General features: G+C 67.8%; 10 protein-coding genes and 1 pseudogene. 8 read left to right on the top strand and 3 right to left on the bottom strand.

Going from position 1 to position 13,644, the window contains the following annotated elements:
* The first annotated feature begins 2 nt into the window (after positions 1-2).
* The 5 genes from QM693_RS00525 to QM693_RS00545 all read left to right on the top strand — a co-directional run bounded on the left by QM693_RS00525 (position 3) and on the right by QM693_RS00545 (position 4,633).
* Positions 3-1,007, top strand: a complete 1,005-nt coding sequence (locus tag QM693_RS00525) for an alpha-ketoacid dehydrogenase subunit beta (protein WP_283333160.1) — start codon at positions 3-5, stop codon at positions 1,005-1,007.
* Positions 1,004-2,236, top strand: coding sequence for a dihydrolipoamide acetyltransferase family protein (locus QM693_RS00530; protein ID WP_283351018.1), 1,233 nt, complete (start codon positions 1,004-1,006; stop codon positions 2,234-2,236). The genes QM693_RS00525 and QM693_RS00530 overlap by 4 nt, the downstream gene beginning before the upstream one ends.
* Positions 2,236-3,609 carry a dihydrolipoyl dehydrogenase gene (gene lpdA, locus QM693_RS00535; protein ID WP_283351019.1) on the top strand — a complete coding sequence of 458 codons (1,374 nt, stop codon included), beginning with the start codon at positions 2,236-2,238 and terminating at the stop codon, positions 3,607-3,609. Before QM693_RS00530 ends, lpdA begins: the two co-directional genes overlap by 1 nt.
* A gap of 74 nt (positions 3,610-3,683) precedes the next feature.
* Positions 3,684-4,100, top strand: coding sequence for a TIGR03667 family PPOX class F420-dependent oxidoreductase (locus QM693_RS00540; RefSeq protein WP_283333157.1), 417 nt, complete (start codon positions 3,684-3,686; stop codon positions 4,098-4,100).
* Positions 4,101-4,198: 98 nt separating this feature from the next.
* Entirely contained in the window at positions 4,199-4,633 is a 435-nt protein-coding gene (locus tag QM693_RS00545) for a VOC family protein (protein WP_283333156.1), read from the top strand.
* Positions 4,634-4,645: 12 nt separating this feature from the next.
* Here the strand turns inward: QM693_RS00545 and QM693_RS00550 are convergent, their stop codons facing one another.
* Positions 4,646-5,482, bottom strand: coding sequence for a nucleotidyltransferase domain-containing protein (locus QM693_RS00550; protein ID WP_283351020.1), 837 nt, complete (start codon positions 5,480-5,482; stop codon positions 4,646-4,648).
* Positions 5,483-5,520: 38 nt separating this feature from the next.
* Between QM693_RS00550 and QM693_RS00555 the strand changes: the two are divergent.
* Positions 5,521-5,915 (top strand): annotated as a pseudogene (locus QM693_RS00555) (VOC family protein).
* Positions 5,916-5,923: 8 nt separating this feature from the next.
* On the opposite strand, the gene QM693_RS00560 reads toward QM693_RS00555, so the two are convergent.
* The gene (locus QM693_RS00560) at positions 5,924-7,069 is read right to left on the bottom strand and encodes an FUSC family protein (protein ID WP_283351021.1); all 1,146 of its coding nucleotides are present in this window, start codon (positions 7,067-7,069) and stop codon (positions 5,924-5,926) included.
* Positions 7,070-7,390: 321 nt separating this feature from the next.
* Between QM693_RS00560 and QM693_RS00565 the strand changes: the two genes are divergently transcribed.
* Positions 7,391-9,751: an arylsulfatase gene (locus QM693_RS00565; RefSeq protein WP_283351460.1), complete on the top strand. Its 2,361-nt coding sequence runs from the start codon at positions 7,391-7,393 to the stop codon at positions 9,749-9,751.
* 50 nt (positions 9,752-9,801) lie between these two features.
* Here the strand turns inward: QM693_RS00565 and QM693_RS00570 are convergent, their stop codons facing one another.
* A complete protein-coding gene (locus QM693_RS00570; protein WP_283333147.1) occupies positions 9,802-10,884 on the bottom strand; it encodes a M48 family metallopeptidase in 1,083 nt (360 codons plus the stop codon).
* 335 nt (positions 10,885-11,219) lie between these two features.
* On the opposite strand from QM693_RS00570, the gene QM693_RS00575 reads away from it, so the two are divergent.
* Positions 11,220-13,559 (top strand): thiamine pyrophosphate-binding protein, encoded by a 2,340-nt coding sequence (locus QM693_RS00575; RefSeq protein WP_283351022.1) that lies wholly within the window; start codon positions 11,220-11,222, stop codon positions 13,557-13,559.
* The last annotated feature ends 85 nt before the right edge of the window (positions 13,560-13,644 follow it).

Consider the following 13,644-nt stretch of genomic DNA (forward strand, 5'->3'; position numbering starts at 1 on the left):
CCATGCCCGTGCTCACCATGGCCCAGGCCCTGAACACCGCACTGCGCGACGCCCTCACCGCCGACGAGAACGTCGTCGTCTTCGGCGAGGACGTCGGCGCCCTCGGCGGCGTCTTCCGCGTCACCGACGGCCTGACCCGAGACTTCGGTGCCGACCGGTGCTTCGACACCCCGCTCGCTGAATCCGGCATCATCGGCTTCGCGATCGGCATGGCGATGTCCGGGTTCAAGCCGGTCGTCGAAATGCAGTTCGACGCGTTCGCCTACCCGGCGTTCGAGCAGATCGTCTCCCACGTCGCGAAGATCCGGAACCGCACCAAGGGTGCGCTGTCCGTGCCGATCGTCATCCGGATCCCGTTCGCGGGCGGCATCGGCGGGGTCGAGCACCACTGCGACTCCAGCGAGGGCTACTACGCCCACACCCCCGGGCTGAAGGTCGTGGCCCCGTCCACCGTCGAGGACGCCTACACCCTGCTGCGCGAGGCGATCGACGACCCGGACCCGGTGATCTTCCTCGAACCGAAACGTCTGTACTTCTCCCGCGCCGACGTCGACCTCGCGGTCGGCGCACCGATCGGACAGGCCGCCGTCCGGCGTCCCGGCCGGGACGCGACCATCGTCGCGTACGGGCCGTCGGTGACCGTCGCGCTCGAGTCTGCCGAAGCGGCCGCGGCGGAGGGGCACGACATCGAGGTGATCGACCTGCGGTCGATCGTGCCGTTCGACGACGAGACCGTCATGGCGTCGGTCCGGAAGACCGGCCGCTGCATCGTCATTCAGGAGGCGCAGGGGTTCGCCGGTGTCGGCGCCGAGATCGCCGCCCGCGTCCAGGAACGCTGCTTCCACCACCTGCACGCGCCGGTGCTGCGGGTCAGCGGATTCGACATCCCCTACCCGGCACCGAAACTCGAACGCCTCCACCTGCCGAGCGTAGACCGTGTCCTCGACAGCGTCGACCGGTTGCAGTGGAACGACTCCGTCGACACCCGCTGGGCGGTGACCGCATGAACAACCAGGTCTTCCTGCTCCCCGACCTCGGCGAGGGACTCACCGAGGCCGACATCGCCGAATGGAAAGTCCGGGTCGGCGACACCGTCACCATCGACCAGGTGGTCGTCGAGGTCGAAACCGCGAAAGCCGCGGTCGAGGTGCCGATTCCCTTCGAGGGCACGGTGATCTCCCTGCACGGCGACGAAGGCTCGACGCTGAAGGTGGGCACCCCGCTCATCACCGTCAGCGGAACCCCCGCCGCACACGAGCAGTACCGCGAAGAAGAAAAAGCCGGCTCGGGCAACGTCCTGATCGGGTACGGCACCAGCGAGGACACGCGCCGGCGTCGCCGACGGGTCGGCGTGACACGCGAGGTCACACGACCGGAACCGAACCGCGCCGGTGTTGCGCCACGGGTCATCTCGCCGGTCGTCCGCAACCTCGCGCGGCAGAACGATCTCGACCTGTCGCGGCTGCCCGGGAGCGGTCCCGGCGGTGTGATCAACCGCGCCGACGTCGAGAAGGCACTCGCCGCCACACCCGAGACAGCCGACGCGCAGCGGATTCCGATCAAGGGCCTGCGGAAAGCGGTCGCCGACAAGCTCTCGACGAGCCGACGCGAAATCCCGGACGCGACAACCTGGGTCGACGTGGATGCCACCGACCTCCTCGCCGCCCGCCGGGCAATCAACGCCACTCTCGACGCCGACGCCGGCGTGAGTCTGATGGCCCTGCTCGCGCGTCTGGCCCTCGCGGCGCTGAAGCAGTACCCGGAACTGAACTCGACCGTCGACACCGAACGCAACGAGATCGTCCGATACGGACACGTCCACCTCGGCATCGCGGCGCAGACACCGCGAGGCCTGGTCGTCCCGGTGATCGAAAAGGCCGACTCGCTCACCACCGTCGAACTCGCCCGGCAACTGCGGGACACGACGGCGCTGGCCCGTGAGGGGACGCTCCCGCCGGCACGACTGACCGGTGGCACGTTCACCCTCAACAACTACGGCGTCTTCGGTGTGGACGGCTCGACCCCGATCATCAACCATCCCGAGGCCGCGATCCTCGGCGTCGGCCGCATCATCGAAAAACCGTGGGTGGTGAACGGGCAGTTGGCCGTTCGGAAGGTCACCCAGGTGTCGCTGAGCTTCGATCACCGCGTATGCGACGGCGGTGTCGCGGGCGGGTTCCTCAGACTGTTCGCCGACTACATCGAGAACCCGATCACCGTGCTGGGAAGGCTCTGATGACCACCACCCACAGTGACGTCCTGATCCTCGGTGGCGGTTCCGGCGGTTACGCCTGCGCCTTCCGAGCCGCGCAGCTCGGCCTGTCCGTCACACTGATCGAAGCCGACAAGATCGGCGGAACCTGCCTGCACCGGGGCTGTATCCCGACCAAAGCGCTCCTCCATTCCGCCGAGGTCGCCGACACCGCGCGGACCGGTGCCGCGTTCGGCGTGCGAACGACGTTCGACGGCATCGACATCGAGGCGGTGCACCAGTACAAGAACGACACGATCGACCGGTTGCACAGGGGACTGCAGGGCCTGGTCGCCCAGCTCGAGATCAGCGTCGTGAGTGGGCACGGAAAGTATCTCGGAGACAGGACGATCGAGGTGGACGGCACCCGCTACACCGGGACGTCCATGGTTCTCGCGACCGGCTCCTACGCCCGGACGGTGCCGTCCATCGAACTCGGTGAGCGCATCGTCACCAGCGACGACGCATTGAATCTCGGGTTCGTCCCGAAGAAGGCCATCGTTCTCGGCGGTGGCGTGATCGGCGTCGAGTTCGCCAGCGTCTGGGCCTCGTTCGGTGCGGAAGTGACTGTCGTCGAGGCGCTCCCCCGCCTGGTCGCGGCGGAGGATCCGTGGTGCTCGAAGCAACTCGAACGCGCGTTCCGCAAGCGCGGTATCGCCGCCCGCACTGGGGTGACGGTCGCGGCGGCGAAGGAAACCGCGGACGGCGTTCTCGTGGAACTCGACGGCGGCGACACCCTCGAGGCGGAGATCCTGCTGGTGGCGGTGGGGCGCGGACCGTGCACCGGTGACAGCGGGTTCGCGGAACACGGCATCACCCTGGACCGTGGGTTCGTCGTCACCGACGAGCGGCTGCGCACCCCCGTCGACGGTGTGTACGCCGTCGGCGACATCGTGGCCGGACTTCAACTGGCGCACCGCGGCTTTCAGCAGGGTGTGTTCGTTGCCGAAGAGATCGCCGGCCTCGATCCCGTTCCCGTGGCCGAGCATCTCGTTCCGCGGGTGACGTACTCGCACCCCGAGGTCGCGTCCGTCGGACTCACCGAGGATGCCGCCCGCGAACGGTACGGCGACGTCACGGCCGTCGTGTACGACCTTGCGGGCAACGGCAAGAGCCAGATCCTGAAGACGTCGGGCGGAATCAAGGTCGTCCGAGCCGGGCACACCGGCCCGGTGGTGGGTGTGCACATGGTCGGCGACCGCGTCGGCGAGCTGATCGGCGAGGCCCAGCTGACCGTCGCCTGGGAGGCCCTGCCCACCGACGTCGCACCGTTCGTCCACGCGCACCCCACCCAGAACGAAGCACTGGGCGAAGCGATGCTGGCGTTGTCGGGAAAGCCGCTGCACGCGCACGGCTGAACGCATTCGATCCGCGTTGGGGAAGATCGCGCACCGGTCCGCGGTTGATATCGGAAACGACACAGGAGAACGCCATGACTCTTTCAGCGTCCGCGATCACCGAACCCGTCGCCGACCGGTTGGCCCACGAAGCCATCGTGTGGTTGACGACCGTCGGTCGCAACGACACGCCGGTTCCCACCCCGGTGTGGTTCAGCTGGTCGGGCACCGAATTCCTGATCTTCAGTCAACCGGGCACCGCCAAGCTCGCGAACATCGGCAGGAATCCGCAGGTCGCGCTGAACTTCAACAGCAGCCCCACGGGTGGTGACGTGTCGGTGTTCACCGGGAAGGCCCGCGTCGACGCGGACGGTCCCTCGCCGGAGGAGTGGGAAACCTACGTCGAGAAGTACCGCGAGGACATGGCCGGTCTGGACTACACGCCCGAGAAGTTCCGGCAGGACTACTCGACGCTCGTCCGCGTCACCCCGGACCGGTTGCGCGGCTGGTAACCCAGAGTTCTGGGCAGAACGACGGCAACGACGTCCCCGATGCGCCACCATCTGATGCGGAGCAATTCGCTCCCCACCGATACGGAGGAACTCGCATCATGGACTGGACACTCGAAGTGGTCGTTCTGCCCGTCAGTGACATCGATCGTTCCGTCGCGTTCTACCGCGACAAGCTCGGCTTCCATCTCGACCACGACACCACCAACGAGCACATGCACGTCGTTCAGCTGACCCCCACCGGTTCGGGCTGCTCGATCGTGATCGGCGACCTCCCGTCGCAGACGGAGATGGCACCCGGGTCGATGAGGGGACTGCAGTTGGTGGTCGCCGACGCCGCCGCGGCCCGCCAGGAGTTGCTCGATCGGGGTGTCGAGGTCAGCGAGATCACCGTGTTCGACGAGCGTGACGGGGGAACTTTCTTCGGATTCGCCGATCCCGACGGCAATACGTGGGCGGTCCAGCAGATCAAGGCGCGGGCGGAGAAGCCCCTGATTCCGGTCGAGGCCCGCGGCCGGTTCGGGGAGAACGGCTGAGGGTTCGCACGCTCACGTCAGGGGACAGGCGTTGCGGGTGTCGTCGACGAGTTGTTCGGCCAGGGTGAGGGCGGCGGTCAGTTCGTCGGGCGTCGTTCCGAGTCGGCCGAGGACGGCGTGAGCGCGAGCGGTGAAGTCGGTGGGTGCGTTCGGCAGGGCACCGGCGGCAGCCACGGCGCCCTTCTCGTTGATCACCCAGCGCCGGGCGTGCGCGTGTAGGGCGTGGGCGCACAGGCACACCGCACGGAACAGGCATCCCGCCACATACGTCGCATCGGCACGCGGGATCGCCTTGCGGGCCAGCACGGTGACGAAGTCCGCCTCCCACAGTCGCCGCACCAGGGCTTCGCGCAGCGGGTCCGGGTAGTGCTGCATGTCGGCGTGAAGAGCAGCGATGCGTCCGGACGGATCGGCGAGGATCACCGCCGACGCGAGTTCGCCCGCGTACGCGAAGTCCGCGAACCCGAACGGGTGACCGGTCTGGGCGTGAAACCCGTACACACCCTGCTGCGTGTCCTGCCACACCGCGGTCACCCGGTCGAGGTCGCGATACAGCCAGTCGACCGCCCGGCCGTCGAACGACAGCCACGCACCGCCGTCGACCCACGGTCCCCACTCACCCGTCCGGGTCGCCGATGCCGAGGCGCCCGCCCACTCCCGCGCGAGATCGTTCAGCCCGTCGGCGTCGAGCGCCCCGCCGTAGTAGACACCCAGGTCGTAGTCGGATTCCGCCGTGTGTGTCCCTCGGGCGCGGCTGCCGCCGAGGGTGACGCCGACGACGCCATCGACGCGGCACAACCGCTCGGCGAGGGGTCGCAACACCAGGTCCTCGAAATCCACACCCCACATCGTCCACCCCGGCCCGGCGCAGCGGATAAATTCGGTTCATGCTCATCTTGGGAACGACCGTGATCGGAGCACGCGACATCGGGCGTGCAACCAGGTTCTGGACCGAGGCACTCGGATTGACGGCGCTCCCGCCCGTCGGCGACAACGACTTCACCAACCTGACGCTGCCCGACGGCCGGCCACTGCTGGCGATCCAGCAGAGCGAACACGACGCGGAGCCCGAGCCTCGGCTGCACCTCGACCTGCACGTCCGCGACAGCGAGGACCAGGCCGCGGAAATCGAACGACTCGTCGGTCTCGGCGCGCAGCGGGTGCCGGGGACCGGTACCCCGAGGACTCGGACTTCGTGGTGCTGGAGGACACCGAGGGCAATCGGTTCTGCGTCATCGACAACTCTCGCGCACCCGAACAGTGCCGGCTCGAGATGTCCTGAGTCTTGCGCTACGCGGCACCCGCGTAGTGGGCGGGGCGGGGCAGCATCGGCCGGCAGACGGCGCGCGGGATGCCGCACACTTCGAAGAAGTCGATGACGATGGATCGGACCTGCGCGGAGACGACCGCTGCGGAGAACCCCGCCGAGACCTCCTGCTGCGGCAGTGAGCGGGCGAATCGTTCGAGTTCGTCGCTGATCTGGATTTCGTTGGGTTTCTTCGCGGGAGTCGCGAGAATCATCAGCCGCATCCGGTCGGCGAGGTGCGCCAGATCGGAGACGGCGTCCGCCAATTGCGGGTCGACTCGCTCGCCGTCGTACGTGGCGATCAGGGCGCGCCGCACCAGGACCCGGGTGTTGCGTGCGGCGTTGTCGATCGGGTCGGCAATCGATGCCAGCCGGCCGATGCGGCGACGTCCCCGCCAGTGAATCGGCGAGATCCGGGCCACCTCGGATCCGGAGCGGAGTTCGACGCGCATGCTGTCGATGGTCGACTGCGTCGAACGGGCAAGTGCGAGAGCATCCTCTAGAGCGGAGACGTCACCCGCGGCCAGGCCCTTCGACGTTTGACGGAGGGCCGCGGCCACGCTGTCCAGCACAGCGGCGGCGCACCGGCGTGTCCGTCGCACCGGGTCGGTGGGCAACACGGACAGCGCCACCAGGCTGAGCGCACCCCCGATCAGTGCGTCCACGACACGGTCGAACGGGTGGGCGCTCGTAGCGGATGCCATGGCTGCGACCAACGCCGCCGACGAACCCGCCTGCAGGACGATCACCGAACCACCGTCGAGGAGCACCGCGAAAGACATCGCCACCGCTACCACGAGGCAGATCTGCCACGGCCCGTTGCCGATGTATCGCACGACGACGTCCGAGACGATCGTTCCGATGGTGACGCCCGCGATCAACTCGCCGGCCCGGCGGCTGCGGGCGCCCCGCGCGACGCTCAGGCACACGACCGCCGCCAACGGAGCCAGCAGCGGCTGTTCGTGACCGGCCACCTCGACCGACACCCACCACGCCGCCCCCGCGGTGACCGCCGTCTGCGCAATCGGCACCAGGTACCCCGCGAAGCGAAGCAACGCGGCGCGCACTGACGGCAGTGCGGTGGAACCGACCTTCCTGAGAAGGGCGAGTATCGAGATGAGCTGGAGCACAGTGGTACAGCTTTCTGGACGGTCACACGTGGGCAGGAGCACATTCTGTAGAGCCCGCCGTGGCCGACGATCGCCGGTGGACAAGCCTCCGCAAAGCTTGTCCTGGATTTCTTACGCCCGTGTAAAAGTCGCCGCTTTCATAGCGCAGATCACGTTCCGAGGCCTCCTCGGCGCGACGCAGGTCACAACCGTCCCTGCCGAACATGCTTTGAAATCCACGTGATTCAAACCACTCGAAGGTCTCGCGGGCGACCGTACTATTTCCCTAAATGCATGGGGAAACCCTCCCCGTGAGTGAAGGGATTTGCGCGCGTGCCCGAAGTGGGAAGTAACGGAACCGGCGGTATCGACAGCGAGCAGCAGCTCCCTCCGGGCGCGCGAGGGTACGACGGATTCGGCGGACATATCGGGCGGACGAGTGCGGAGTCGACGCCGTGGTGGGCGCCGGAGACGAAAGCCCCCGCCGGTGCGCCGAACATCGTGGTCATCCTCATCGACGACATGGGCTACTCGGACATCGGACCGTTCGGCTCCGAGATCGACACCCCCAACCTGAACCGGCTCGCCGACAGCGGCTACCGGCTGTCGAACTATCACACCACCTCGGTCTGCTCACCGGCTCGCGCGGCGCTGCTCACCGGCCTGAACCCGCACCGCGCCGGCTACGGCAGCGTGGCCAACTTCGATCCCGGCTTCCCCGGACTGCGCATGGAACTCGCCGACGACGCGCTCAGCCTCGCCGAGATTCTGCGCGCGAACGGGTATGCCACGCACGCGGTCGGCAAGTGGCATCTCGCGCGCGACACCAACCTCGCACCGGGCCGCACCCGTGACTCCTGGCCCCTGCAGCGTGGATTCGACAGCTACTACGGCTCGCTCGAGGGGTTGAATTCGTTCTACTACCCGAACGAGCTGATTTCGGACAACTCCGTGGTCGACGTCGAGGAGTATCCGTCGGACTACTACGTCACCGATGACATCACGGACAAGGCCGTCTCGCGGATCAAGAGCCTGCGCGCCCACGACGCCGACAAGCCGTTCTTCCTGTACTTCTCGCACATCGCGATGCACGGACCGCACCAGGCCAAGCCCGAAGACCTGGCCAAGTACCGCGGCCGCCACACCGAGGGCTGGGACGCAGTGCGACGCAGCCGCTTCGACGCGCAGCTCGAGGCAGGGTTCTTCCCGCCCGGCACCCAGATGGCCGAACGCAACACCGAACCCGGCTACGACGCGCCGCCGTGGGACGAGCTCACCGAAGAGGAGCAGCTGCGGTTCGCCCGGTACCAGGAGGTCTACGCCGCGATGGTCGACAGCATCGACCAGAGCGTGGGGCGGGTGCTCGACACCCTCGACGAACTCGGCGAGACCGACAACACCATCATCGTGTTCACGTCCGACAACGGTGGCACCGCTGAGGGCGGCGCGGCGGGAACGCGTTCGTACTTCAGCCAATTCGTGCACGGACCGGTCCCGTCGGACTGGGTGCGCGACGTTCCGCACGAGGAACTGATCGGCTCGGAGAGGATCGGCGTCCACTACCCGCGCGGCTGGGGGCAGGCGTCGAATACCCCGTTCCGGTTCTACAAGGGCCAGACGTTCGCCGGTGGTGTCCGGGTGCCGTTCCTGCTGTCCTGGCCGGCCGGACTCGGGCGTGCCGACGGCGACACCGGACTGCGCAAGCAGTACTCGTACGTCACCGACATCACGCCGACGCTCCTGGATCTCGCTGGACTCGAAACTCCGAGCCACCGGAACGGGCTTCCCGCCCAGGAGCGTGACGGTGTCAGTATCGTCGACGTTCTGCGTGACGCCGCGCAGCCCACCCCACACACGGAGCAGTACGCCGAGTTCGGTGGTCACCGCGGGTTCTACCGGGACGGCTGGAAACTGCTGTCGCTGCACACGGATCCGACCCGGGTCGACGATCCACAATGGCAGCTGTTCGACGTCGAATCCGACCCCGCCGAAACCACGGACGTCGCGCATCTCTTCCCCGAGAAGGTGCGGGAACTCGCCGAGGCGTGGGATCGGGCGGCGTGGCACAACACCGTGTTCCCGATCCTCAACGACCGCAAGGCCGTGCAGCGGCGACCCGACGAGCGTCGACTCGCGGAGCCGGTGAAGATCCTCGCGGGCACGCCGACGCTGGAACGCTATCGGTCCAGTGTGCTGATCCAGTACCGCGACTTCACCATCGACGTCGCCACCCATGCGATCGCTGCGGGCGAGGAAGGCGTTCTCGTCGCGCACGGTGACCCGCACGGCGGATACGTGCTGTACGTCGAGGACGGCCGGATCGTGTTCTCGGTCAACAGCTACGGCCGCGTCGCGCACACGTCCGCGCCCCTCGGTGCGGATGTGGTGGGCGTGCGGGTGCGGGCGGAGGCCACCGAATCCGTCCGGTGGAACTTCACCGTCGCCCTCACCGACTCGGCCGGGGTCAGCACCGACGTGGCCACCCTCGTCGACCAGTTCCAGCTGGTCGGCATGGCGCCGTGGACCGGGATCTCGGTGGGCGTCGACGCCCGCGGACCCGTCGTGTGGGATCTGCGTGAACGCCGCGGAACGTTCCGATTCACCGGCAGGCTGCGGTCGGTCACTTACACCCCCGGGCCCGTGCGGGTGCCCGAACCGGTCATCCAGGAGGTCGAGGAGCTGGCCGAGGCCATGGCCGACTGACCGAAGAGGTCGGGCGCGCGAGAACGCGCCCGACCTCCGCTGGTTAGCGGTCAGCTGTCGCCGTCGGAATCCTTCTTGCCGTCGGAATTTCTGCGCCAGTGGGTGAAGCGCTCCTTGATGTCCGCCGCGACGTCGCCGACGCCGTTGCCGACGGCGTCCACGGTGGTGCCCAGTCCGCTGCCGATCTCACGGAGCATTCGGATCAGCGGGTCGTTCGAGGTGTCGAAATTCTGTTTGTACGATTTCGCGGCCTTGCGGAATTCTTCGCTGATCTTGGCGTCGTCGTCCTCGCCGCGGCGCGGGTATTCGCCACGCAGGATCGCTGCGTAGGCGCCGCTGTCCACCCACTTCTTCAGCTCGGCGGCGCGCAGTACCGAGAACGGGTGGGTGAGCAATTCGATGTTGAGGAGCTTGAGCACGCCGTCGCGCAGGTCGCCGCTGGCGTCGTACTCGGCTGCCTGCGCCAGGAAGGCGTCGGTGTCGATCTCGCTGACCCGGGAGCCGCCTGCCAGCTTCAGCTGCACGCGAAGGGCGGTGTGGACGTCCTGCCCGCACAGCAAACCGGCACGGTCGCCGGACAGTTCCGACTTGCGCTGCCATTCCATGAGCGCGGCGATGATCGCGCGCAGCGCCCACCCGCCGATCGGGATCCAGCCGATGGTCCCGGCCAGGCGCATCAGATGCATGAGGATCGTGCGATACACCGCGTGCCCCGAGAGCGCGTGCCCGAGCTCGTGGCCGATGATGAACCGCTGCTCCTCGTAATTCATCACGTCCAGCAGTCCGGTGGTGACCACGATGAACGGACGGTCCATGCCGATGGTGAAGGCGTTCACGACCGGGGTCTGTAGCACGAACAGCTCGGGCGTCTCGTCGGCGCCGAGAATCCGCACGCAGTCGCTGCGGAGGTCGTGGAGATCGCTGAACTGCCGTTCGTCGACGCGCACGGACGTGGCCAGGTACATCAGCCGGTGCTGGCGCTCCTGCAACAGACCCGAGATGGTTCGGAAGACTGTGTCGAACCCCTTCAAGGTGCGCAGGGTGACGAGCGCCGCGCGATCCGCCGGGTGCTCCCACGCACGCGAGCTGATGTCCGGGAACGCCGTGCGAACGCGGTCTGGTGTGGTGGTCAAGCTTTCCCCCCTGGGTCGGTGTGCGCGGTGCAGAGCCCTCCCGGTCAGGGTAGCGCCGGAGGGTAGCGGCGGCGGTCGTGCTGGGCAGTTTGCCAACCGCCGACCACGGCGGCTGCTCCGAACATGCGCAGGATGCTCAAATGCGACGCTCGGTATTGCTCAAAGTGCGTTCCGATGGTCGACTGTTGTGCGAGATCTGCACACGAGACCTCGAAGATGCGGTGAGGTCGGTTCCCACAGGTCCGCCTGCCCGTCACCGCCGATCCGCCTCGCTCACGAACTGGGCCGAGGAGGATCGGATTCGGTGCCAGGAACTCACAGGCAAGGACGAAACGATGAACGACGCCCGCACGATCGACGACCACCCGGCGCAGCTCAGCCCGCGCGCGACCACTCCGGAAGCGCTCGTGGAGATCGAGAAGCGCGTGCTCTGGTTGGCGACGTCGATGATCCACCACGCCAACCGGGTTCGCCCGAATCCGACGGGGTTGAAGGTGGGTGGGCATCAGGCGTCGTGCGCGTCGATGGTGTCGATCATGACGTCGTTGTGGTTCGAGCAGCTCCGGCCGGGGGATCGGGTGTCGGTGAAACCCCATGCCTCGCCGGTGCTGCACGGCATCAACTACCTGCTCGGTGAGCTGGACGAGAAGTATCTGACGACGCTGCGGGAGTTCGGTGGCCTCCAGTCGTACCCGAGCCGGTCGAAAGATCCTGATCCGGTGGACTATTCGACCGGGTCGGTCGGCATCGGCGCGACGGCCCCGATCTGGGGTGCCATCGCCCGCCGCTACGTGAACACCCAGATCGGTTCTGCGGGCACGGGCCGCCAGTACTCGCTCGTCGGTGACGCCGAGTTGGACGAGGGCGCGGTGTGGGAGGCGATCCTCGACACGTCCGTGTCCGAACTCGGGGAGATCGTGTGGATCGTCGACCTGAACCGGCAGTCCCTGGACCGGGTGGTGCCGAACATCGCCGCGGGCCGGCTCGAGGCCATGTTCTCCGCCGCCGGATGGCAGGTGATCACCGTGAAATTCGGGACCCTGCTCGAGTCGCTGTTCACCCGGGCGGGCGGTGCGGCGCTGCGGACCCGGATCCTGGACATGCCCAACCCGGAGTACCAGCGGCTGCTGCGGTGCGACGCAGAGCAGGTGCGGGTGCGGCTGCCCGGGGACGGTCCCGACGCCGCTGCGATCGCATCGCTCATCGCCGGCCTCGATGACGAGACCCTGCTGCGGGCGATCCGGAACCTCGGCGGTCACGACCTCGACGCCCTGCGCGCCGCGTACGCGCAGATCGACGACACCCGCCCGACGGTGATCATCGCCTACACGATCAAGGGTCGCGGCCTGCCGACGCAGGGGCATCCGCAGAATCACTCGTCGCTGCTGACCGTCGAGCAGTACGAACAGCTCGCCGATGAACTGGGCATGGACCCGGCCAACCCGTGGGCCCGGTTCGACACCGACAGTGCGGCGGGCCAGGTGTGCGCGGCGACCGCGGACCGGTTGCGGCGGAACCCCGTCGAACCGGCAACCCCGCCCGCGGTGCCGGCCGATATCGGCCGCACCCCCTCCGGGACGTCCACGACGCAGGCCGCTTTGGGCCGGGCGCTGCTGGACCTGTCCCGGGAGGCCCCCGACGCGGCGAAGCGGGTGGTCACGGTCAGCCCCGATGTCAGCTCTACTACCAACTTGGCGGGGTGGCTGAACAAGGTGGGGGTGTGGTCGCCGAACGAGCGCCGCAACTGGTTCGACGACGACGCCGAGACGATCATGCACTGGCGGGAAAAGCCCACCGGGCAGCACATGGAACTCGGCATCGCCGAAACCAACCTGGTCGGGTTGATGGGTGAACTCGGTGCCACCTGGAGTCGGTGGGGACAGCCGCTGTTCCCGATCGGGGTGATGTACGACCCGTTCGTCGAACGCGCCCTCGAGCCCTGGTCGTACGGCATCTATGCGGGTGGGCAGTCGATCCTGGTCGGCACCCCGTCCGGGGTGACCCTGGCGGCGGAGGGTGGGGCGCATCAGTCGATCAAGACCCCGTCGATCGGCCTCGAACAGCCCGGCTGCATCAGCTACGAACCCGCCTTCGCGATCGACGTCGAGTGGACGCTGCTCGACAGCATCTCCCGCCTGGGCCGCCCGGACGGCTCCTCGTCGTATCTGCGGCTCTCGACCCGCCCGGTCGATCAGACTCTCGCCGCCGTCCCCACCGATCCCGCCGCCCGGGAACGCCGCCGCCGTCAGGTGGTCGCCGGCGCGTACACCCTCCGGCACAGCGACAAGCCGGCGATCACGCTGGTCGGGATGGGCGCGATGATCACCGAAACCCTCGCGGCCGCGGACCGGTTAGCCGAGCAGGGGATTGCCGCCGACGTCGTGTGCGTGACCAGTCCCGGGTTGTTGTTCGAGGCGGTGCAGGCGCGCCGCGGCCTCGCCGACGGCCCGTCGTGGATCCTCGATCAGGTGTTCCCCGCCGGCCGGGCGGCGCCGATGGTGACCGTCCTCGACGGACACCCGCACACCCTCGCGTTCCTGACCGGGATCAACCACGTCCCCGGCGCCGCGCTCGGTGTCAGCAAGTTCGGGCAGGTCGGTTCCCTCGACGACGTGTACCGCTACCACGGCATCGACACCGACAGCATCGTCCGCGCCGCCCTCGACCTCTCCTGAACGAACGGGACGCTCGTCGCGTCGATCGAACGAGCGTCCCGTTCGTTCGGCGCAGACGGCACCGGCGATACCTTTTGGGTATCAG

The sequence above is a fragment of the Rhodococcus sp. IEGM 1305 genome (assembly GCF_030058635.1).
GTDB lineage: Bacteria > Actinomycetota > Actinomycetes > Mycobacteriales > Mycobacteriaceae > Rhodococcus_F > Rhodococcus_F opacus_D.

Coding starts and splice junctions, on each gene's coding strand:
- QM693_RS00525 (WP_283333160.1), top strand. CDS start 3: ATGCCCGTGCTCACCATGGCCCAGGCCCTGAACACCGCACTGCGCGAC.
- QM693_RS00575 (WP_283351022.1), top strand. CDS start 11,220: ATGAACGACGCCCGCACGATCGACGACCACCCGGCGCAGCTCAGCCCG.
- lpdA (WP_283351019.1), top strand. CDS start 2,236: ATGACCACCACCCACAGTGACGTCCTGATCCTCGGTGGCGGTTCCGGC.
- QM693_RS00550 (WP_283351020.1), bottom strand. CDS start 5,482: ATGTGGGGTGTGGATTTCGAGGACCTGGTGTTGCGACCCCTCGCCGAG.
- QM693_RS00540 (WP_283333157.1), top strand. CDS start 3,684: ATGACTCTTTCAGCGTCCGCGATCACCGAACCCGTCGCCGACCGGTTG.
- QM693_RS00545 (WP_283333156.1), top strand. CDS start 4,199: ATGGACTGGACACTCGAAGTGGTCGTTCTGCCCGTCAGTGACATCGAT.
- QM693_RS00530 (WP_283351018.1), top strand. CDS start 1,004: ATGAACAACCAGGTCTTCCTGCTCCCCGACCTCGGCGAGGGACTCACC.